The organism is Streptosporangium sandarakinum (assembly GCF_013409935.1).
Classification (GTDB): Bacteria; Actinomycetota; Actinomycetes; order Streptosporangiales; family Streptosporangiaceae; genus Streptosporangium; species Streptosporangium nondiastaticum.
The window spans coordinates 765,449-784,241 of the sequence record NZ_JACCCO010000001.1; the positions used below are offsets into that span (position 1 = coordinate 765,449).

19 protein-coding genes and 2 pseudogenes are annotated in these 18,793 nt (G+C 75.0%); 8 read left to right on the forward strand and 13 right to left on the reverse strand.

Annotated features, from left to right (window positions below):
* Positions 1 to 18: 18 nt before the first annotated feature.
* Positions 19 to 351, reverse strand: a complete 333-nt coding sequence (locus HDA43_RS03410) for a putative quinol monooxygenase (protein WP_179818258.1) — start codon at positions 349 to 351, stop codon at positions 19 to 21.
* A gap of 278 nt (positions 352 to 629) precedes the next feature.
* Between HDA43_RS03410 and HDA43_RS03415 the strand changes: the two genes are divergently transcribed.
* The gene (locus HDA43_RS03415; protein ID WP_179818259.1) at positions 630 to 1,484 is read left to right on the forward strand and encodes an alpha/beta fold hydrolase; all 855 of its coding nucleotides are present in this window, start codon (positions 630 to 632) and stop codon (positions 1,482 to 1,484) included.
* A gap of 451 nt (positions 1,485 to 1,935) precedes the next feature.
* Here HDA43_RS03415 and HDA43_RS03420 read toward each other — a convergent pair whose 3' ends face one another.
* Complete coding sequence (locus HDA43_RS03420) at positions 1,936 to 2,322, reverse strand: SPW repeat protein (protein WP_218911585.1); 387 nt, start codon at positions 2,320 to 2,322, stop codon at positions 1,936 to 1,938.
* A 351-nt stretch (positions 2,323 to 2,673) separates the two neighbouring features.
* Between HDA43_RS03420 and HDA43_RS03425 the strand changes: the two genes are divergently transcribed.
* Together HDA43_RS03425 and HDA43_RS03430 are read left to right on the forward strand one after the other, a co-directional pair.
* Positions 2,674 to 3,696, forward strand: a complete 1,023-nt coding sequence (locus HDA43_RS03425; RefSeq protein WP_179818261.1) for an SDR family oxidoreductase — start codon at positions 2,674 to 2,676, stop codon at positions 3,694 to 3,696.
* A 77-nt stretch (positions 3,697 to 3,773) separates the two neighbouring features.
* Positions 3,774 to 4,136: a hypothetical protein gene (locus HDA43_RS03430; RefSeq protein WP_179818262.1), complete on the forward strand. Its 363-nt coding sequence runs from the start codon at positions 3,774 to 3,776 to the stop codon at positions 4,134 to 4,136.
* 15 nt (positions 4,137 to 4,151) lie between these two features.
* On the opposite strand, the gene HDA43_RS03435 is transcribed toward HDA43_RS03430, so the two are convergent.
* The 5 genes and pseudogenes from HDA43_RS03435 to HDA43_RS03450 all read right to left on the reverse strand — a co-directional run bounded on the left by HDA43_RS03435 (position 4,152) and on the right by HDA43_RS03450 (position 7,841).
* Positions 4,152 to 5,141, reverse strand: a complete 990-nt coding sequence (locus HDA43_RS03435; RefSeq protein WP_179818263.1) for a serine hydrolase domain-containing protein — start codon at positions 5,139 to 5,141, stop codon at positions 4,152 to 4,154.
* Between the two features lie 330 nt (positions 5,142 to 5,471).
* Positions 5,472 to 6,032, reverse strand: coding sequence for a DUF1349 domain-containing protein (locus tag HDA43_RS03440; RefSeq protein WP_179818264.1), 561 nt, complete (start codon positions 6,030 to 6,032; stop codon positions 5,472 to 5,474).
* Positions 6,033 to 6,256: 224 nt separating this feature from the next.
* Positions 6,257 to 6,517, reverse strand: a pseudogene (locus HDA43_RS36280) (Gfo/Idh/MocA family protein); the annotation flags it as partial.
* A gap of 254 nt (positions 6,518 to 6,771) precedes the next feature.
* Positions 6,772 to 7,059 (reverse strand): annotated as a pseudogene (locus tag HDA43_RS34690) (Gfo/Idh/MocA family oxidoreductase); the annotation flags it as partial.
* Positions 7,041 to 7,841, reverse strand: a complete 801-nt coding sequence (locus HDA43_RS03450; RefSeq protein ID WP_179818265.1) for a zinc-binding dehydrogenase — start codon at positions 7,839 to 7,841, stop codon at positions 7,041 to 7,043. The gene HDA43_RS03450 and the pseudogene HDA43_RS34690, both read right to left, overlap by 19 nt.
* A 443-nt stretch (positions 7,842 to 8,284) precedes the next feature.
* Between HDA43_RS03450 and HDA43_RS03455 the strand changes: the two genes are divergently transcribed.
* Complete coding sequence (locus HDA43_RS03455) at positions 8,285 to 9,505, forward strand: class I adenylate-forming enzyme family protein (RefSeq protein WP_179818266.1); 1,221 nt, start codon at positions 8,285 to 8,287, stop codon at positions 9,503 to 9,505.
* Between the two features lie 117 nt (positions 9,506 to 9,622).
* On the opposite strand, the gene HDA43_RS03460 is transcribed toward HDA43_RS03455, so the two are convergent.
* Entirely contained in the window at positions 9,623 to 10,405 is a 783-nt protein-coding gene (locus tag HDA43_RS03460; RefSeq protein WP_179818267.1) for a dienelactone hydrolase family protein, read from the reverse strand.
* 67 nt (positions 10,406 to 10,472) lie between these two features.
* Between HDA43_RS03460 and HDA43_RS03465 the strand changes: the two genes are divergently transcribed.
* Entirely contained in the window at positions 10,473 to 10,937 is a 465-nt protein-coding gene (locus HDA43_RS03465) for a MarR family winged helix-turn-helix transcriptional regulator (protein ID WP_179818268.1), read from the forward strand.
* Between the two features lie 58 nt (positions 10,938 to 10,995).
* Here HDA43_RS03465 and HDA43_RS03470 read toward each other — a convergent pair whose 3' ends face one another.
* The 5 genes from HDA43_RS03470 to HDA43_RS03490 form a co-directional block, all read right to left on the reverse strand.
* A complete protein-coding gene (locus HDA43_RS03470; protein WP_179818269.1) occupies positions 10,996 to 11,547 on the reverse strand; it encodes a hypothetical protein in 552 nt (183 codons plus the stop codon).
* 69 nt (positions 11,548 to 11,616) lie between these two features.
* The gene (locus HDA43_RS03475; RefSeq protein WP_179818270.1) at positions 11,617 to 12,369 is read right to left on the reverse strand and encodes a lysophospholipid acyltransferase family protein; all 753 of its coding nucleotides are present in this window, start codon (positions 12,367 to 12,369) and stop codon (positions 11,617 to 11,619) included.
* A gap of 128 nt (positions 12,370 to 12,497) precedes the next feature.
* A complete protein-coding gene (locus HDA43_RS03480) occupies positions 12,498 to 14,303 on the reverse strand; it encodes a thiamine pyrophosphate-binding protein (RefSeq protein WP_179818271.1) in 1,806 nt (601 codons plus the stop codon).
* Complete coding sequence (locus HDA43_RS03485; RefSeq protein ID WP_179818272.1) at positions 14,300 to 15,073, reverse strand: cyclase family protein; 774 nt, start codon at positions 15,071 to 15,073, stop codon at positions 14,300 to 14,302. The genes HDA43_RS03480 and HDA43_RS03485 overlap by 4 nt, the downstream gene beginning before the upstream one ends.
* A gap of 139 nt (positions 15,074 to 15,212) precedes the next feature.
* A complete protein-coding gene (locus tag HDA43_RS03490) occupies positions 15,213 to 16,370 on the reverse strand; it encodes a hypothetical protein (RefSeq protein ID WP_179818273.1) in 1,158 nt (385 codons plus the stop codon).
* A 194-nt stretch (positions 16,371 to 16,564) separates the two neighbouring features.
* On the opposite strand from HDA43_RS03490, the gene dhaK reads away from it, so the two are divergent.
* From dhaK to dhaM, 3 genes are read left to right on the forward strand one after another with little or no spacing between them, the layout of a single operon-like run.
* Positions 16,565 to 17,557: a dihydroxyacetone kinase subunit DhaK gene (gene dhaK, locus HDA43_RS03495; protein WP_179818274.1), complete on the forward strand. Its 993-nt coding sequence runs from the start codon at positions 16,565 to 16,567 to the stop codon at positions 17,555 to 17,557.
* Positions 17,558 to 17,615: 58 nt separating this feature from the next.
* Complete coding sequence (gene dhaL / locus HDA43_RS03500; RefSeq protein WP_179818275.1) at positions 17,616 to 18,410, forward strand: dihydroxyacetone kinase subunit DhaL; 795 nt, start codon at positions 17,616 to 17,618, stop codon at positions 18,408 to 18,410.
* Entirely contained in the window at positions 18,410 to 18,781 is a 372-nt protein-coding gene (dhaM, locus tag HDA43_RS03505) for a dihydroxyacetone kinase phosphoryl donor subunit DhaM (protein WP_179818276.1), read from the forward strand. The genes dhaL and dhaM overlap by 1 nt, the downstream gene beginning before the upstream one ends.
* The last annotated feature ends 12 nt before the right edge of the window (positions 18,782 to 18,793 follow it).

The following is an 18,793-nucleotide window of genomic DNA, read 5'->3' on the forward strand; positions in this document are numbered from 1 at the left end:
CGGGCCGGGAGGCGCGGCTCAGCCGCGCTCGGGCACGGCCATCTCCCCCAGGAGGGACCAGTCGTCCTGCGGGACCGTGGTGTTGACGATCCGGGGCGTCTCGGCGAGGTGCGGCGGCAGCGTCTCCTGGGCCTTCCTGAAGTGCTCCGACCCCACGTGGGCCGCCCCGGCGTCGTCGTCGCGGAACGCCTCGACCAGGACGTACTCGGTCGGGTCCTCGACGCTGCGGGACCAGTCGAACCACAGGCAGCCCGGCTCGGACCGGGTGGCCCGGGTGAACTCGGCGGTTATCTCGGGCCACCGGTCGGCGTGCTCGGGCAGCACCCGGAACTTCGCGGTAATGAAGATCATTGTTCTCCTCCAACGACGGGCGGGTACGGACCGCCCTGGTCCGCCCCGCTCCAGACCCCAAGTCTGGCCGATCGCCCGCGGACCGGGCCAACGCGGCGGGCCGGGCGCGGGGCTTGGCCGTACCGGCCGCCGAGGCCCATCAATCCGGCCTCTCCCCGTCCGGCGGCCCGGACGAGGTCGCCGGTGACGCCCGGCCCGCGGAGGGCACGCCCGCTCCCCGCCTCTCCGCGGCCCGGTTCGGCCTGGCGGGCGGGCGCGGCGGCCGGGATACTGCCGGAATGTTCACCGAGAGCCTCGTGGCGGTGTCCGCGGAACCGGCGGTCGAGTTGTTCACCGCGCGGACCCCGGGCCCCGCCGACCGCACCCTGCTGGTGATCCATGGAGGGCCCGACTGGGACCACACCTACCTGCGCGAGCCCCTCAGCGCGCTCGCCGGGCGGCACCGGGTCGTCCTGCCCGACCTGCGGGGCTGCGGGCGCTCCACGCGCGGTCTGGCCGACGGCCACTACACCCCCGACGCGGTCGTCGGTGACCTGGTCGCCCTGCTGGACGCGCTCGACTGTCCCCGGGCCGACGTGCTGGGGTTCTCCTACGGCGGGCTGCTCGCGCAGCGCCTGGCGCTGGCCGTACCCGGGCGGGTGCGGAAGCTGGTCGTCGCCTCCAGCAGTGTCCCGCCGGTCCCCCCGGACGCCTTCGCGGGCTGGCGTGAACGGGAGGAACGGCTCGCCGCGGAGGCCGACGTGTGGTCCGACCCCGCGCTGTCCGGACCGGACCTCACCCGCGCGGCGGCGGTCGCCTCAGCGGCGACGGACGTCTGGCGCCCGGAGGCGCTGCCGGGCTATCTCCGCCGCCTGGCGAAGGTCCGTTTCTCGGCGGAGTGGATGCGCCCCTGGCGGGCCGGCGTCCTGCCGTCCGCCCGTCCCGAGGACGCCGCGCGGCGACTGCGCGACCTCGGCGTCCCGACGCTCCTGCTGCACGGCCGGCAGGACATGACGTTCCCCGCGGCCCTGGCGGAGGAGGCGGCGACGGTGATGCCGGACGCCCACGCCGTGGTGATCGAGGAGGCGGGGCACATGGCCCATGTCGACCAGCCGGACCGCTGGCTCGACGCCCTCAGCGGCTTCCTGTCTTGACTGCTCCCCTCCCTGAAGGAAGGGGATTCCCGGCTCAGGCCGCCTGACGGACCGGCGGCCCGTCAGGTCTTACGCCCTCGACGCCGGCCGGGTCCAGACCAGCCCGGAGAAGCATCGCGCGGGCGGAGTCCTTGTCCCTCGGGGAGACGGCTCCGCACGCGGTACAGGTGCAGGTGCGTTCCGACAGCGGCAGGGCGTGCTTGGTTCCCGCTCCGCAGCCTGCGCGGTCCGTGGAAGGCCGGATTCCTCCCGGCCTGAAGACCGGGGCATCCTCCGGTTCCTCGGTGACCGCTCCCCCGCCTGGGCACGGGGCCGTCCTCCGGTCTCCTCGCCGGCCGGCCCCGCCCCCGGAGCGGGGGCAGGGCCGGTCAGGAGATCCTGCTCAGCAGCGCCCGGCGCCCCTCGGCGCGGCGGCGCGCGGCCGGGCCGGCGACGGTCCGGCGGCCCGGCGTCACGTCTTCCGTCGTGACGACCGCATGCCGATCGCGATCTCCGCCAACCCGCAGAGCAGCAGCACGACTCCGACGATGACGTTGCTGACGATGACGGACGCGGGCGCCGTGTGCGGGGAGACCACCCATGGAGCGATGATCGTCCAGAGGCCGATGATGGGCGTCACCCAGGCGACCCCGCGCGTGCGGCCGTAGGCCGAGGCGAACCCGACCGCCAGCGCCGCCACGGCGAGCCCCGTGACGAGGTTGTTGACGGTGATCGTGGGGCGGCCGCTGAAGCCGACGACCCACGGCGAGATGGCCAGGTAAAGACCGGCCAGGAAGGTCAGTCCACCGACGACCTGGGCGACCGGTGTCTGGGTCGCGCGGTCGTAGCGAGCACGCATCTCCGCTATGTCAGGATGTTGTTCCATCCCCAGTGGCGAATGTGTCATGGTTCCCGCCACCCCTTCTTCAGGCTGGTATCCCACCACTTATTCCGTATCCACTCCGGAGGCGACGACTCGCGCAGGACGCAATGGTTGGACAAAGCCCGGTCCTAGTTGTGCGAATGTCCCGGCGTGGCGCGTTCCGGCGGGTGCGGGTACGGCGCGCCGCAAGGCTCTCGGCCGTGGTCCCGCGGCGTGTCGGCCGTGGTCCCGCGGCGGGTCCCGCCCGGACGCCCGGATCCCGTGGACGCCTCGGTCCCGTATGAGCCCGCCCTCTCCGGGTATCGAGATCCGGCGAGGTGATGAGACATGACGAAAGAGAGCCCCAGGACCGTGGTCGTCACCGGGGCGAGCGCCGGTGTCGGCCGCGCCGCGGCCCGTGCCTTCGGCGCCCGGGGAGATTCCGTGGCGCTGCTCGCCCGCGGTGAGAGAGGCCTGGAGGCCGCCGCCGAGGAGGTCCGGGCGGCCGGCGGGCAGGCTCTGCCGATATCCGTGGACGTCGCCGACCACCGCCAGGTGGAGGAGGCGGCCCGGCGCGTCGAGGAGGAGCTCGGCCCGATCGACGTGTGGGTGAACGTGGCGTTCAGCACGGTCTTCGCCCCGGTCACCGAGATCGAGCCGGAGGAGTACCGGCGGATGACCGAGGTCACCTACCTCGGCTACGTGTACGGCACGAAGGCCGCGTTGAACCGGATGCTGCCCCGCGGTGAGGGCGCCATCGTCCAGGTGGGCTCCGCGCTGGCCTACCGGGCCATCCCGCTGCAGTCGGGGTACTGCGCGGCCAAGCACGCCATCAAGGGGTTCACCGAGTCCCTGCGCTGCGAGCTGATGCATGAGAAAAGCGGCGTGCGGGTCACGATGGTGCAGCTGCCCGCGGTCAACACCCCGCAGTTCGACTGGGTGCTGTCCCGCCTGCCGAACCGCCCGCAGCCGGTGCCGCCCATCTACCAGCCGGAGGTCGCGGCGCGGGCGATCGTGTTCGCCGCCGACCACCCCGAGCGCAAGGAGTTCTGGGTGGGGGCGATGACGGCCGCCACGCTGCTGGCCGACCGGGTGGCGCCCGCCCTGCTCGACAGGTACCTGGCCAGAACGGGCTACTCCTCCCAGCAGACATCGGAGCACCGGAGAGCCGGACGGCCGGCCAACCTGTGGGAGCCCGCCGACGACGAGGGCGGCGAGGACTACGGGGCGCACGGGCGCTTCGACTCCCGCTCGCATTCCCGCAGCCCCCAGGTCTGGGTCTCCGAGCACCGCAGCCTGGTGACCGCCGCCGGAGCCGCGGCGGGGCTGGCCGGTCTGACCTGGCTCGCCCGGCGCGCCGGGACCGCATGAGCCGGAACCGCACGGGCCGTGGCCCTCGGGAGAGGCGCCACGGCCGGCAACCGTTTCCAGCAGTTCAGGAGCAACCCGTGAACGACGAAACGCCGCGTGCCCTCGACGGCACGCCGGACGATCCCCGGGACACGCCGGACGCCCCCGGGGAAACACCACGGGCCCTCAGGCCGGTGCCGCGCAGCGAGCCGAAGCCCGTCTCCGACCGGGGACGCCCGCACGGCCGTCCGGTCTCCTGGGCGTTCGTCGCCGCCTTCCTGGTCTTCTTCGCGGCCGGCGGTCTCGCCCTGGTCATCGGGAACATGGCGCTGTTCTGGAGCTGTCTCGCCGCGGTGATCCTCATGATCCCGGTGGGCAGGGCCATCAGGATCATGGACGACACGATGGGCTGGACCCACGCCAGGGCCGACCGCCACCAGAAGCCGGCCCGGGAACGGTAGGGGCCGGTCCGGGCGTCAGGCGCCCAGGGCCGGCAGGACGACGTCCTCCATGACGGCCAGGGGCAGCGCGCCCTGCTCCGCGCCGTCGTAGTCGCCCGCCGTGACGGCCACGACGAGGTCGAGCCGGGGGACGACGAAGATCCGCTGCCCGCCGTTGCCCATGGCCGTGGCCGCCCCGTCCGGAGCGACGTACCAGAGGTAGCCGTAGGAGACCTCGTCCCAGGCCGGCACCCGGGGGCGCAGCATCTCCCCGATCCACCCGGGGGCCACCTCGCGGCCGAGCACGGCCTGGCCGATCCTGGCCATGCCGCGCGGGGTCAGCCGCAGGCCGGAGGCCGCCGAGGCCACCCCGTCCGCACCCGCCGCCCACTCGAAGGGGCCGACGCCGAGCGGCTCGAAGAGCTCGGTGCGGGCGAAGTCCGCGAGCGGGCGCCCGGTCCCCCGGGCGATGAGCGCGCCGACCAGGGCGGCGGCGCCGCCGCTGTAGTGCCACCGCCGGCCCGGCTCCTCGACGACCGGCCTCTCCAGCACGAAGCGGACCCGGTCGGGCGCCAGTTCCATGCCGATCTCGTCGTTCTCCGGCGAGGTGTACGGCGCGCTCTCGTCCCACCGCAGGCCGAGCGTCATCGTCAGCGCGTGCCCGACGGTCAGCCGGGCGAGTCCGGGGTCGGCGGCCAGGTCGGGATACTCGGGGAACTGCGCCAGGAGCGGCTCGGCGGGGTCGGGCACAAGGCCGTCGGCCAGGGCGAGGCCGTACAGCAGCCCGACGACGCTCTTGGTGACCGAGCGGACGTCGTGCAGGGTGTCCGGCCCGAAGTCGACCGTGCCGAGCGGGGTGTCCCAGGCGAAGTCGGGGCCGCTGCCGTAGCGCTCCAGCACCGGGACGCCGTGGCGGACCACCACCACGCCGTGCGGGCCCGGCGGGTGCTTCCGGACCAGGGCGTCGAACCGGTCGGCCAGCTCGGGCGCGAAGCCCGCCTCCTCGGGGTCGGCCTGCCGCCACATGCGAATCTCCTCCGTCTCACTCGGCCACGCCGGACACACCGGACATGCCGGCCACGCAGCCTCCCACAGGGGACGGCCGGATTTCCAACCGGTTTCCGCCGGGAAGGGGTCGCGGACTCCCGGAGACCGAGGCGAAGGTCGGCCCATGCTCCGCGTCCGGGACGAGCCGTCCGCCGGGCGGATCGTCCCGGCGGGTGAACCGTGTCCCGAAGTCCCCCGGAACCAGTGAGAAGCGGCGCGTTCCCCGCGCGGCTCAACCGTTGCTCCGGAGCCGGCGCGGGGATGCCCCCATGGACGCGGACGCCTGGACGCGGACGCCGCCGCCCGATGTCAGACGCCGCTACGCAGGTCCGCCAGGCGCTCGGCGGAGTGGCGGATGTCCTCGAACCGCACGGTGCAGCCCTCCCCCGTCGGGGACTGGGCGTGGAAGCCGGCCTCGGGGTCGCCGTCCAGCGCGAAGTAGCGGATCAGCTGCCAGAAGTCCGAGTCCGCGGCGACGTGGAAGGCGTAGGCGGAGCCGATCCGGGAGATCCGCAGCCGGACGTCGTCGCCCTCGACGGTGAACGCGTTACAGTCGTCGGACACCCCCCGGTTCACCACGGTGACGACCGTGGGCCTGCCCTGCGGAGAGAGCTCCAGGTAGAACTTCGCCCAGTGGTCCGGGCTCGCGTACAGCAGCATCACACCCGCGTCGTAGGTGGACAGCAGGTCGAGCCGGACGCGGGCGCTGAGGGTGAAGTCGCCGTCGAGGCGGCCGACCAGCGCGGGGGCGTTGTCGAAGCGGTCGGGACCGCCGGGGTCGCAGAACGGGTCCGTCTTCGGCCCCGCGGTGATGGAGAGGGCGTCCTCTCCCGCCACCTCGTAGGCGACCGGCTCGTGCAGCCAGCGCATGGGGGCGGGGAAGGCGGGCAGGCGGGGGCGGTGCCGTGCCGGACACTGCGGGCGAAGTCGGCCAGCAGCGGCGCGTGCGGGTTGGCCGCCGGCGGCAGGTGCTCGTCGATCGGCGCGCCGTCGACGACGCCGCGGATCCGGCCGGCGTCGAGCGGATCCAGCTCCACCCGCCCGCCGTCGAAGGTCACGGCCATCCGGTCGTACGGCGGGGCGGGGGCCCATTCGGCGTCGAGAGAGGCACGCGTGCCCGACGGCCAGGAGAGCTCCACCCGAGCGGCGCGCTCCGCGCCGCGGGGGAAACGCGCGCCGAGCACGGCGTCCACCGTCACCGGCTCGCCCAGCAGCCGGACCAGCAGGTCGAGGCGGTGGCTGCCGATGTCGGCCAGCACTCCCCCGCCGCTCTCGGCCGGGTCGGTGCGCCAGGCCCGCGGATCGCCGGGGACCGGGGCGAAGGGGGCGCGGAAGGACAGGGTGACCCGGTGCACGGCCCGGCCCGCGAGCAGCCCGGCCAGCCTGACGACCGCCGGGGCGAGCCGCCGATAGTAGGCGACGCCGACGTGCGCGCCGGGCGCCGCCAGCTCGGCGCGGAGACCGCCCGGCGGCCGGGTGCGGAAGGCGGCCGGCCGCTCCCCCGGGCGGACACGCCGCCGTACGGTCCCGTCCCGAGCGCACCGCCGTACGGTCCCGTCCCCGGCGCGCCGCCGTACGGTGCCGGCGTGAGCGGGAGCAGGCCGAGCGGTTTCTCCACCAGGACCGGCGGTCCCGCGCGTACGGCCGCCGCGGCCAGCGGCACGTGCGCGGCCACCGGCGTGGCGACGTACACGACGTCCACCGCGCGCAGCAGCTCCGCGTAGTCAGAGGTGCCGAGGGGCACGCCGTGCTCGCCGGCGAGCGCACGGGCGCGGGCGGCGTCGCGGCCCCAGACGACGGCCACCCGCTGGGAGAGCGACAGCAGGCCGGGCAGCGCGCGCCTGCGCACGATGTCGCCGTAGCCAGCGATCCCCCAGGTCAGCTCGGTTCCGGGCATATCGCGATCTTCAGGGTCTCTGCGGGCGGGGTGCGGTGCGGGCCCGGTTCGGCGGCGGGGTACAGGGTGGGGCTCGCCGACAGCCGGTCCACGGCGAGCTGGATGTCCTCCAGCGGGTAGACGCCGGTGAGCAGGTCGCCCAGGTGCAGACGGTCACCGAGGGAGGCGACCAGGCGTTCGGCGACCCGCATCGCGGCGGCCCGGTCGGCGTCGGTCGGCTCGGCCGAGGCGTGCGCGCGCAGGCCCTTCTTCTCCCACTTCACCATGTCGATCGTCACGTGCGTGTCGATGTGGTGGGTGCCGAGGAACACCACCAGCCCGTTCTGCCGGACCAGGTCCACGCAGGCCGCGAGGGTGTGCGGGGTGCCGACCGCCTCGACGGCCACGTCGAAGTCGCCGCCCGGTCCGGCGAGGAGGGCGTCCGGCCCGGCGGAGGCGTCCACCGCGACCGTGCGGTCCGCGCCCAGCAGCGCCGACCGCTCCAGCCGCCAGGGGTCGAGGTCGGCGACCGCGATCTCCGCGGCGCCGCGCAGCCGGGCGACCTGCAGGGCCATCAGGCCGATCGGGCCCTGCCCGACGATCGCCACCCGGTCGCCGAGCCGTACGCCCCTGGTCGCGTGCACGGCCGGCGGGAGGGTCTGCAGGATCGCCCCCCGCTCGAAGGGGATGTCGTCCGGCAGCGCCCCCACCGCGATCTCCCTGGCCGCGGCGAACTCGGCGTACCCCGAGGTGAGCGGGGTGCGGACGAAGACGCGGCGGCCGGCGAGCCGGGCCTGGCGCATCCGTTCCTCCCTCCGTCGGGGCGGTGGTCCGCCCGCGCGTCCGCGGCGGTCAGGTCCCGCCACATCAGGCGTCCGTCCAGGGCGCCGCCCACCGGCCTTCCGGCCGCGGCGGTCAGCGTCCGCAGCCCGGGGGCCGTGCCCAGGGGCGTCCAGGCGTCGAGGCCGGGCGGCCGGGTGACCAGCTCGCCGTCCGCCGTCACCGCGGCCAGGCGACCGCTCACGTTCGCCAGCGCCACCGCGCCCGCCGGTCCCGCGGCGTCCTCGGTCCACGGTCCGGGCCGGGCAGCGGCCAGGGGGCGCGACAGCAGGCGGCCGTCCGCGGTGACGACGTACATCACGTCGTCGACCGGGGCGAGGGCGACCGCGCCGGGGGGAGCCGGGTAGAGGTCCGTCCACGCCGCCGGCTCGGGCACCGGTTCGCGTCCGCGGACCATGCCGTCGGTGTGCAGGCCGTACAGCAGGACGGGGCTGCCGGGGGTGGCCTCGCGCGGGGCGGTCAGCACCGCGAGGCCCGGCGCGCCCTCCAGGGTCGTCCAGCCCAGGTTCTGGGTCCGCAGCGGCCGCACCGCGACGGAACCGTCGTCGCGGACGGCGAAGAGCAGCCCTTCCAGCGCCGCCAGCGATCTCACCCCGGCGCAGCCGCCCATCGGCTCCCAGCCGGCGCCGGTACGGCTCAGCCGGTCGAGGACGTTACGGGTGAGGAAACCGGTTCACCGTTCTGGCTCGGCCGCCGCGACCGGCTGGGCTTCGACCCGCTCACCGACGTCACCGACTTCGCGTCCCTGCGCATGTTCGGCCGATTCGACAAGGCGGAGCTGCGCGGCGTGCGCGCCCGCGACCTGCTGCCCCGGGGTTTCGCCGGCCGGCCGTTCCGGGTCGTGGAGACGGGCGGCACCTCCGGCGCGCCGATCCGCGTCGTCGATGTCACGCGCGCCGTGCACGACGCCGGGATGTACGGCGTCATGCTGGAGGCCCGCGGGCTGGCCATGACGCCGAGCGGCCCGCACGCCTACGGCCACTTCGTCAAGCTGCTCGGCGACAGCCGGGGCGGGGCCGTGTTCTCCGTCGACTTCGACCCCCGCTGGGTGAAGGCGCTGCTGCGCGACGAGCGCAGCGCCGACGGCTACGTCGGCCACCTGATCGACCAGACGCGGGCCGTGCTCGACGACGAGCGGCCGGCCCTGCTGTTCACCACCTCCCGGCTCCTGCTGTCGCCGGCCCCGGCCCTGCCCAAGCCCCTGGCCGCGTACGGCGTCCGCGCCGTCTGCACCGGCGGCACCTCCTGCAGGGAGGAGGAGGCCCGCTACCTGCGGGAGGAGTACCTGCAGGGGGTGCAGTGGATCGACACCTACGGCAACACCCTCATGGGGCACGCCCTCCAGGGCGACGCCGCCGCACCGGACCGGCCGCACACCTACCACCTGCCGCCGCCACTGGCCGCCGTGCACGTCGTCGAGCCCGGCGACATGTGGCGTGAGGTACCGCTCGGCGCGCGTGGCCGGGTCAGGGTCACCACCCTCCTGGAGGACCTGTTCCTGCCCAACCTGCTGGAGCGGGACAACGCCGTCCGGACCGGGCCGCACCCCTGGTTCCCCTGGGAGGGGCTGGCCGGCATCGGCGCGTACGCCGAGGAGGGCGACACGCTGACCGAGGGGGTGTACTGATGGAGCGGGCCGCCAGGGTCCTGTCGTCGAACGCCGTGCCCGTCCCGTTCACCGGCGAGCTGTTCCGCCCGCTGCCCGACAGCACCGCCCTGCTCGGCGACCCCGAGCGGGCCGCGCTCAGCCCACCTGGCCGGGCCCCGGCCGGCCGGGGCCCGGCCGGTCGAGGAACGCCAGGACGCGCCGCCAGGCGTCGGCGCACGCGTCGGCGTGCTCGTCGTTCCTGACGTCGAAGAACCCGTGCGGGGCACCGGGGTAGACGACGAACTCGTGCTCCACCCCGGCGGTGGTGAGGGCGTCGCCGAACTCCTTCACCGCGCTCTCCGGGATGCCCTCGTCGGCCCCGCCGAACAGGCCGAGGACGGGGGCCGACAGGTCGGCGGCGTGCTGGGCGGGCCCGGGGCCGTACGGGCCGGCGATGCCGGGGTGGCCGTAGAAGCCGACCACCCCGGCCAGGCCGAAGCGCGGCTCGGAGGCGAAGAAGGCCAGCCGTCCGCCCATGCAGAAGCCCAGGGCCACCTGGGTGCCGCCGAACTCCCGCAGCCTGCCGAGGGCGGCGGTCATGTCGTCCTGCTGCCGGGACCGGGTGAGCGCGGCGTAGTCCTCCATGCGCGGGAAGTCGCCGCCCCGGCCCTCGGTGGACGGGCCCGCCGTGCGGCCGAAGTGGTCGTAGGCGATCGCGGGGTGGCCGTGCTCGGCGAGCCGTACGGTCAGGCGCTCGTAGAAGGGCGCCAGCCCCCGGTTGTCGGGGATCACCACCACCCCGGCGCCCGCGGGCCGTTCGGGAACGGCCAGGTAGGCGGCGAGGCGGGTGCCGTCGGCGGAGGTCAGGGTCAGCGGGCCGGAGGTGACGGGCGTGCCGGTGGAGGCGACCGGCGGGGTGGCGTCATCGTCGTAGCACACGGGCGTGTCCTTTCGGTGGATGCCGAGAAAGTAGCAAAGCCGGATTGATAAAGCTAACCTTGGCATCATGACGCACGACACCCCGCCCGGTTCTGCCCGGCCGGATCACACGGCGCGCGACCTCAGGATCGCCGTCGGCCGTCTCGCCCGGCAGATCAGACGGCTCTACGGCGTCGCCGACAGCGCGAGCGACCTCACCTTCACCGAGCTGGCCGTGCTGTCCCGGCTGCATCGCCGGGGCCCCTCCACCTCCGCCGAGCTCGCCGACTCCGAGCAGATCACCCCCCAGGCGATCGGCACGACGCTCGGCGCCCTGGCCAGGCGGGACCTGATCGCCCGCGAACCCGACCCGCGGGACGGCCGGAAGATCGTCAGCCGGCTCACCGAGGCCGGGCTGCGCGCCCACGACGACCGGACCCAGGCCGTCACCGAACGGCTGGAACGCGCGCTCGGCGACGCCCTGGACGACCGGGAACGGCGCCTGCTCGCCGAGGCGCTGCCCCTGCTGGAACGCGTCGCCGACCGCCTGTGACAGCCGGCTCCGGCCCCGGCGGACATCGGCCTTTCGGAACAGAGGAGACCAGAGGAGGTCAGGAGTACGACGCCACCATGCCGGTCACCATCCCGGCCACCGCGACGGACGTCAGGAGCGAACCGAAGATCACCGCGCCCCGGCGGCCCCGCCGGATCCGCAGGGCGTACAGCGCCACGTAGGGGAGGAAGGCGAGCACGCCCGCGCCGAGGAAGGGCATGGTCAGCGCGGCCAGCAGGCCCGCCGTCCCGGTCGGGACCGCGCGGTCGCGCCCGGGGGCGAGCCGGGCGCGCCTGACGTCCCCGGCGGTGGAGTCGGGCGAGGCCGCCACCGCGACCGCGGTGCCGCCGCCGTCGGGCGTGAACCTCCCCCGGCAGTCGTAGCGCCCCTCCCCCAGCGACGCGCAGGAGACGACGGTGAGCGTGCCCGGTGTGCCGGTCCGGCCGGCCGCCAGTTCCAGGTCGTCCACGGCGAAGACGAAGGGCATCAGGCCCAGGGCCAGCCAGCAGACCAGGAGGACGGTCATGCCGATGGGGCCGGGGGTGCGGCCGGGGCCCGGGGTCGGCCCGGGCTCCATGCCGTCGAGGAGGCTTTCCAGCGCGTCGTTCATGAGACGGAAAGATGCACCCGGCCGCTTGCGGATCACCTGCCTCCGGCTTGCGGCGGGCCGCCCTCCGGCTCACGCCTGGCGGCGGGCCTCCCTCTCCTTGGCCCCGGCCTCATCCATCTGGGCGGCCTCCTCCGGGGTGGGGGCGGTCCCGCCGAGGTGACGGGGCTGCCACCAGACGCCCTGGGGCTGCTCCGGGTAGGTCCGCTGGGCCCGGTCGAGCAGCTCGGCCATGCGCGTGCGCAGGTCGACGGTGGCGGCGTCGTAGTCGTCGCCGCGCTTGGGATGCATCGACTCGCCGACCAGGATGGTGACCGGGACGTGCCGCTGGAGGAGCTTCTTGGGGCGGCCCTTGGTCCACAGCCGCTGCGTGCCCCACAGGGCGACCGGGATCACCGGGACCCCGGCGGCCACGGCCATCCGGATCGCGCCGTTCTTGATGTCCTTGACGGTGAACGACCGGCTGATCGTGGCCTCGGCGAACACGCCGACGACCTCGCCCGCCTTGAGCGCCTTCATGGCCGCGCCGAACGCCGAGGCGCCCGCCGCGCGGTCCACCGGGATGTGGTGCATGCCGCGCATCAGCGGGCCGGAGATCCGGTGGTCGAAGACCTCCTTCTTGGCCATGAACCGGACCAGCCGCCTGGCGGGCAGGGCGGCGAAGCCGGCGAAGATGAAGTCCAGATAGCTGATGTGGTTGCTGACCAGCACCGCGCCCCCGGTCCTCGGTATCCGCTCGGCGCCCTCGACGCGGATCTTCAAATCCAGCGCGCGGAACAACGTCCGCGCGGCCCCGATGACCGGGGGATACACGATCTCAGCCATGGCTGAACCGTACCTCAGCTCCCCCGCGCCCCGGCCTGCCACGGTCCCGCCACGGGCCGGGACGGTCACCGTGTCCGCGGCCGCCTCGGTGACCGTTCAGCGACCGCCCGGCGACCTTCCGGACCGCCTCAGTGGCCGCGGAACGCCTCCTCCAGCCACCACGCGCCGCGCGCCCGGGTGACCTTGGCGTGGACCAGCAGCGGACGCTCCCGCGGGCCGTCCAGCCACCGGGCCACCGCCGCGAGGTCCCCGGGGGCCCGTACGGTGACCGCCTCGAAGCCGAACCCCCGGGCGATGCCGGCGATGTCGGCGGGCGGGAAGACCACGGTGTCCAGGGGGTGGCCGTCCGGGCCGAAATGGTGCACCTCGGCGCCGTACGCCTCGTCGTCGTAGACCACGACCACCATGCGCAGGCCGAGCCGTACGACGGTCTCCAGCTCGGAGACGCCCATCAGCGCGCCGCCGTCGCCGAGCGCGGCCACCGTCAGCCGGTCCGGCCGGGCGAGGGCCGCGCCGATCGCGGTCGCCAGGCCGAGGCCGATCGACTGGAACGCCTGGGTGAAGCAGAACCCCCCTTCGTCCGGGACATCCATGAACATCGCCGGATATCCCATGAAATTTCCGGAATCGGGGCAGACGACGCGCTCGGCGGGCAGCAGGTCGTCGAGCGCGATCGTCAGGGTCCGGGGGTCGATGCGGCCGTCACCGCTCTCGTCGGCGTACGGGACGTCCCGCCAGCGGACCTCCCGGGCGATCCGCAGCGCCAGCGCCTCCGACCGGTACCCGGCCCGGCGCGGCCCGGCGCGCGTCCCGGCCTCCTCCGGTACGGCGCGTGTCCCGCCGCGTTCCCCGGCCGGCGCGCCGGGCACCGGACGGGCCACGGTCCCGTCGCCGAGCAGGTCCGCGACGGCCCGCGCGGTGCGGGCGACGTCGCCGGTCACACCGAGGTCGACCGGGCGGTGCGCGCCCAGGGCCTCCGGATCCAGGTCCACCTGGACGACCACGGCGTCCGGGCCGACGAGCGTGCCGTGCCGGGTGGTCCACATGTTCAGGGCGCAGCCCCAGCCGACGACCACGTCGGCGTCGCGGATGAGCTCGGCGGCCAGGGGCGAGGCGAACCCGCCGCTGACGTCCAGATCCCACAGGCTGCCCCGGAAGAGCCCCTTGGCGACGGCGGAGGTGGCGAGCAGCGCGCCGGTCAGGCCGGCGAGGTCCTCCAGCTCACGCCGGGCCGTACGGGCGCCCCGGCCGGCCACGAACACCGGCCGCCGCGCGCCCGCGAGGATCTCCGCCAGCCGGGCGGCCTCGACGGGGTCCGGCCCGGCGGGAAGCGGACGCGCCTCGCCGGTGCGGCCCGCGAGACCGGCGGACCCACCGGCCTCGGCGAGCCCGGCGGCCCCGGCCGGGCCGGTCTCCCGGCCCCCGGCCCCGGACGGGCCGGAGACCGCCAGCGCCTGCACCTCCAGCGGCAGGTTGAGCAGGACGGTGCGGCGCCCGTCGCGGGCGGCGCGGAACGCCTCGGCCGTCAGGGCCGCGGCGTCCGGGGCGGAGCCGACCCGCATCGGGACGGCGCCGACCGCCGCGGCCAGCGCGGCCTGGTCCACGAAGAAGTTGGACCGCGGGGCGGTCACCTCACCGGCCAGCACGACGAGCGGCGTGCGGCTCTTGGCGGCCTCCGTGACGCCGGTCAGCGCGTTGGTCAGCCCCGGCCCCTGGTGGACGCTGAGCACGCCGACCCGGCCCGTCATCCGCGCGTGGGCGTCGGCCATGGTCGCCGCCCCGCCCTCGTGGCGGGCGGCGACGAACCGCACGCCGTGCGCGACCAGCGCGTTGGTCACGTGGAAGTTGCCGCTGCCGACCACCCCGAACGCGGTGTCCACGCCCAGCGAGGCGAGGACGGCGCCGACGGTCTCCGCGACGGTCCCGGCGCTCACCGCTCGACCAGGGCCAGCACCCGCACCGGGCTGCCCGAGCCGCCGACGATGGGCAGCGGCGGGGCGACGACCACCGCGCCGGTGACCGGGAGCCGGTCGAGGTTGCGGAGCTGGGTCAGGCCGTACTTGCCCGCGCCGAGCAGGAACGAGTGGCAGGGGAAGGGCGGGTCGAAGCCGTGCGCCGCGCCCGCGTCGGTGCCCACGGTCTCCACGCCGATCCCGGCGATCGGGGTCTCCTCCGCCAGCCACCTGGCGCACTCCACCGAGATCCCGGGGCTGTGGGGGCCGGTCTCGTCGGCGTTGAGGAAACTCTCCTGGTCGTGGGAGCGGGCGTCCCACCCGGTGCGGTAGAGCAGCCAGCCGCCGTCGGGCAGCGGCCCGTTCGCCTTCTGCCACGCCTCGACGTGACCGATCTCCAGCAGGAAGTCGGGGTCTCCGGCCGCCTCGCCCACGAGGTCCAGCACGACGGCCGGGGCGACCAGCCGCTCCGGCGGCACCTGCGAGACGTCCTCGCCGTCCTTGCCGGTCACCCAGTGGACGGGGGCGTCGAAGTGCGTTCCCACGTGCTCGCCCGTCGTGAAGTCGTTCCAGTACCAGGCGGGGCCGCGGTCGTCGTAGCGGCTGATCTCCCTCAGCGTGAACGGGACCGTGTCGGCGAACGGCTCCGGCAGCCGCAGGATCGGCGTCTCGGACGACAGCGGCGCGGTCAGGTCGATCACCTCGATCCCGCCGTTCCGGATGCTCTCCACCAGGTTCCGCAGCACCGACATGACGCCTCCGAGGTCGGGAGATGGCCTGGTCGGATCCTCCTACACGCCGGAAGCGTCCGCCATCCCTCCGTGCCGTGTCGGCCACGGCTCGCCCCGCCCTTCCGGGTGCCCGGGTGCGTCCCGGCGGGATGGCGCCCCGCTACTCCCGGCGGAAGGTGACGATCGACTCGGAATCGCCGTTCTCCACGTTGACCGTCAGCCACAGCCGGGAGGTGCCGGGGATCCGCTCGATCACCGCGTGGTGCGCCGCCCTGACCCGCGGCCTCTCTCTCGTCCAGCTCCGGCCGTCCCAGTGCAGGATCGAGATCCCACCGGACTCGTCGTAGTCATCGTCCCCGCCGGACGTGTCGCCCTCGATCCAGGCGGGCGCGTCTCGGTCCTCGCCCGCGAACCAGACGTCGTCGGGCCCGAACGCGGTCACGCTCTTCAGGTCGCCCTTCCACGGCGGGATGGCGGGCCGCCGCCAGGATCGGCCGTCCCAGTGCAGCGCCAGGGGCCGCTCATCGGCCCCGCCCACCACCCAGACGTCGTCGGGGCCTATCTGCAGGATCGCGTTGAGGGAGCCCTTGGGCAGCACGGTCTTCTCGTACCCGCCTCCGTACCCGTGCCAGATCACCGGCCGGTCCCCCCGGATCCCGGTGACCCAGGTGTGACCGGCGCCGGTGTCCACCGCGAGCAGCCTCGTCTCGTTGTCACCGAGCGTTCTCTCGGTGACGAAGGCGGCGCCGTTCCAGGTCAGAACCGCGGTGTCCGAGATCACCACCGTCCGGCGGCCGTCGACGGCCACGTCCCGCACATACCCCCGGACCCGGTGCCGCCGCCAGGCGTGCCCGTCCCAGTGCTGGACGACCGAGCTCCCGTAAAAGCCTCCACCCGCCATCCACGCGTTGCGCGGTCCGTCGGAGTCGATGCTCGCCAGGCCGCCCAGCCCTCCCCGGACGGGCACCGCGCGCCATCGCGACCCGTCCCAGACGCGCAGCGAGGTCGCCACGCCGTCCTCCCAGCCGGTGTACCCCACCGCCCACGCCGGCTCCGGTCCGGCGGCGCTCACGTCACGCAGGCCACGCTCCCACTCGTCGTCGTCGGGCAGGCCGGGGACCCGGACCCACCTGTCGGAGAACTTCACGGTGGGTGTGGCCGACGGCGAGGGGGCCGGCACCGCAGACGTGCCCGATGCGGAAGGCGCCGGCACCGCAGGCGTGCCCGACGGCGAGGGGGTCGAGGCGGCGGGCCGGGGCTCCGCGGCGCAACCCAGCATGACCAAGCAGACGGCCAGGACCGCCACCCGGGACCTCATGGCAGCGAATTGTACGGCTATGCCCGCGCGGGCACCGGCGCTGCGCGCCCGGCGAAACCCCGCAGGACGGCCGTTCAGAGATAGGCGCGGAGGGCGAGCCCGACCGCGACGAGCAGGCCGCGCACGGCGGCGGGTGCCGAGGTTTTTCGGTCGCGGCGCTTGCCCTCCCCGCCGAACGGGCAGATCTTCGGGATGTGAAGAAGCTCATCAACAGTGCTGACTCGGTGGTCACCGACGCGCTGCGCGGGCTCGCGGCCGCGCACCCGGACCTGCGGGTCGACGTGAAGAACCAGTTCGTGGCACGCGCCTCCGGGCCGCGCCGGGGCAAGGTCGGCCTGGTCTCCGGCGGCGGCTCCGGGCACGAGCCGCTGCACGCCGGTTTCGTCGGGTACGGCATGCTCGACGCCGCCTGCCCCGGTGAGATCTTCACCTCGCCCGTGCCCGACCAGGTGATCGCGGCCAGCAGCGCCGTGGACGGCGGGGCCGGGGTGCTGCACGTCGTGAAGAACTACACCGGCGACGTCCTGAACTTCGGCATGGCCGCCGAGCTGTGCGCCGACGAGGGCGTGGAGGTCGCGACCGTGGTGGTCGACGACGACGTGGCCGTCCGCGACTCCCTCTACACGGCGGGCCGCCGGGGAACCGGCGCCACGGTCTTCGTCGAGAAGATCGCCGGAGCCGCCGCCGAGGCCGGGGCGCCGCTGGCGGAGGTACGGCGGGTGGCCGAGGAGGTCAACTCCCGCAGCCGGTCGTTCGGCGTCGCGCTGAGCGCCTGCACCACCCCCGCCGCGGGGGTGCCCACCTTCGAACTGGGCGACGACGAGGTCGAGCTGGGCATCGGCATCCACGGGGAGCCCGGCCGCACCCGGTCGGCCATGCGCGGGGCGCGCGAGCTGGTGCGCGTCGCGATGGACGCCCTCCACGAGGACATGCCGCTCGACGGGGACGTCCTGGTCATGGTGAACGGCATGGGCGGCACCCCGCTGATCGAGCTGTACGTCGCCTTCGCCGAGGTGGCCGCCTACCTGGAGGAGAAGGGCGCGACGCTGTCGCGCAACCTGGTGGGCGACTACATCACGAGCCTCGACATGCAGGGTTTCTCGGTCACGGCCTGCCTGCTGACGCCGGAGCTGACCCGGCTGTGGGACGCGCCGGTGCAGACGCCCGCGCTGCGGTGGGGCCGCTGACATGGCCGGACCGGACGACCGCGCGCGTGACACGGGCGGCACGGGGAACGCCGACGGGATGAGCGACACGAACGGCGCGGGCGGCGCGCACGAGGCGAACGCCGCGAACGGCACGACCCGGGCGGGCACCACGCGCGGCCTGAACGGCGCCGGCGGCACGACCGGCACGGGCGGCCTGGACGCCGCCCTCTTCGCCGCGTGGGCAGAGGAGATCGCCGCGGCGGTCCGGGCCGACCGGGACCGGCTGACGGCACTGGACTCCGCGATCGGCGACGCCGACCACGGGGCCAACCTCGACCGGGGCTTCACCGCGGTCGCCGAGGCGCTGGCCGGCGGCCGGCCGGACACTCCGGGGGCGCTGCTGTCCCTGGTGGGCAACACGCTGATCCGCAAGGTCGGCGGGGCGTCCGGGCCGCTGTACGGCATGGCGTTCCGGGAGGCGGGCAAGGCGCTGGGCGACGCCCCCGCGGTCTCCCTCGCCGACCTCGACGAGGCCCTGGCCGCCGGGCTGGCCGGGATACGGAAGCTGGGATCCGCCACCGAGGGCGACAAGACCATGGTGGACGCGCTCGCCCCGGCGCTCCGGGCGCTGACGCAGGCCGTACAGGAGGGGCAGGACCCGGCGGAGGCGGTCGGCGCGGCGGCGGAGGCGGCGCTGGCCGGGGCGCAGGCCACGATCCCGATGCAGGCCCGCAAGGGCCGGGCCAGCTACCTCGGCCCGCGCAGCGTGGGGCACGAGGACCCCGGCGCCGCGTCCACCGCCCTCATCGTCCGGGCGCTGCACGCGGCGGTGTCCCGTACGGCGGGCGCCCCGGGCGAGACGTCCCGGCGGGCCCCGGAAGGACCGGCGTGATGGTGGGCGTAGTCCTCGTCTCCCACAGCGGCCCGCTGGCCGACGAGCTCGTGCGACTGGCCCGGCAGATCGGCGGCGCGGACGTGCCGCTGGCCGGGGCGGGCGGCACCGACGACGGCGGCCTAGGCACCAGCCCCGACCTGGTGTCCAGGGCGATCGAGGAGGTGGACCGGGGCGACGGGGTGGTCCTGATCCCGGACCTGGGCAGCTCGGTGCTGACCGCCCGGCTCATGGAGGGTCCCGGCGTGGTCATCGCGGACGTGCCGTTCGTGGAGGGCACGATCGCGGCGGTCGTCTCGGCGGGCTCCGGCGCCTCGCTGGAGGACGTGGTCGCCGCGGCCGAGGAGGCCAGGACCTTCCGCAAGCTCTGAGGGACGCCCGCG

Coding starts and splice junctions, on each gene's coding strand:
- HDA43_RS03435 (WP_179818263.1), bottom strand. CDS start 5,141: ATGTGGCGGCAGGCCGACCCCGAGGAGGCGGGCTTCGCGCCCGAGCTG.
- dhaL (WP_179818275.1), top strand. CDS start 17,616: ATGAGCGACACGAACGGCGCGGGCGGCGCGCACGAGGCGAACGCCGCG.
- HDA43_RS03485 (WP_179818272.1), bottom strand. CDS start 15,073: ATGTCGGTGCTGCGGAACCTGGTGGAGAGCATCCGGAACGGCGGGATC.
- HDA43_RS03415 (WP_179818259.1), top strand. CDS start 630: ATGTTCACCGAGAGCCTCGTGGCGGTGTCCGCGGAACCGGCGGTCGAG.
- HDA43_RS03425 (WP_179818261.1), top strand. CDS start 2,674: ATGACGAAAGAGAGCCCCAGGACCGTGGTCGTCACCGGGGCGAGCGCC.
- HDA43_RS03420 (WP_218911585.1), bottom strand. CDS start 2,322: ATGCGTGCTCGCTACGACCGCGCGACCCAGACACCGGTCGCCCAGGTC.
- HDA43_RS03440 (WP_179818264.1), bottom strand. CDS start 6,032: ATGCGCTGGCTGCACGAGCCGGTCGCCTACGAGGTGGCGGGAGAGGAC.
- HDA43_RS03410 (WP_179818258.1), bottom strand. CDS start 351: ATGATCTTCATTACCGCGAAGTTCCGGGTGCTGCCCGAGCACGCCGAC.
- HDA43_RS03465 (WP_179818268.1), top strand. CDS start 10,473: ATGACGCACGACACCCCGCCCGGTTCTGCCCGGCCGGATCACACGGCG.
- dhaM (WP_179818276.1), top strand. CDS start 18,410: ATGGTGGGCGTAGTCCTCGTCTCCCACAGCGGCCCGCTGGCCGACGAG.
- HDA43_RS03475 (WP_179818270.1), bottom strand. CDS start 12,369: ATGGCTGAGATCGTGTATCCCCCGGTCATCGGGGCCGCGCGGACGTTG.
- HDA43_RS03470 (WP_179818269.1), bottom strand. CDS start 11,547: ATGAACGACGCGCTGGAAAGCCTCCTCGACGGCATGGAGCCCGGGCCG.
- HDA43_RS03450 (WP_179818265.1), bottom strand. CDS start 7,841: ATGCGCCAGGCCCGGCTCGCCGGCCGCCGCGTCTTCGTCCGCACCCCG.
- HDA43_RS03490 (WP_179818273.1), bottom strand. CDS start 16,370: ATGAGGTCCCGGGTGGCGGTCCTGGCCGTCTGCTTGGTCATGCTGGGT.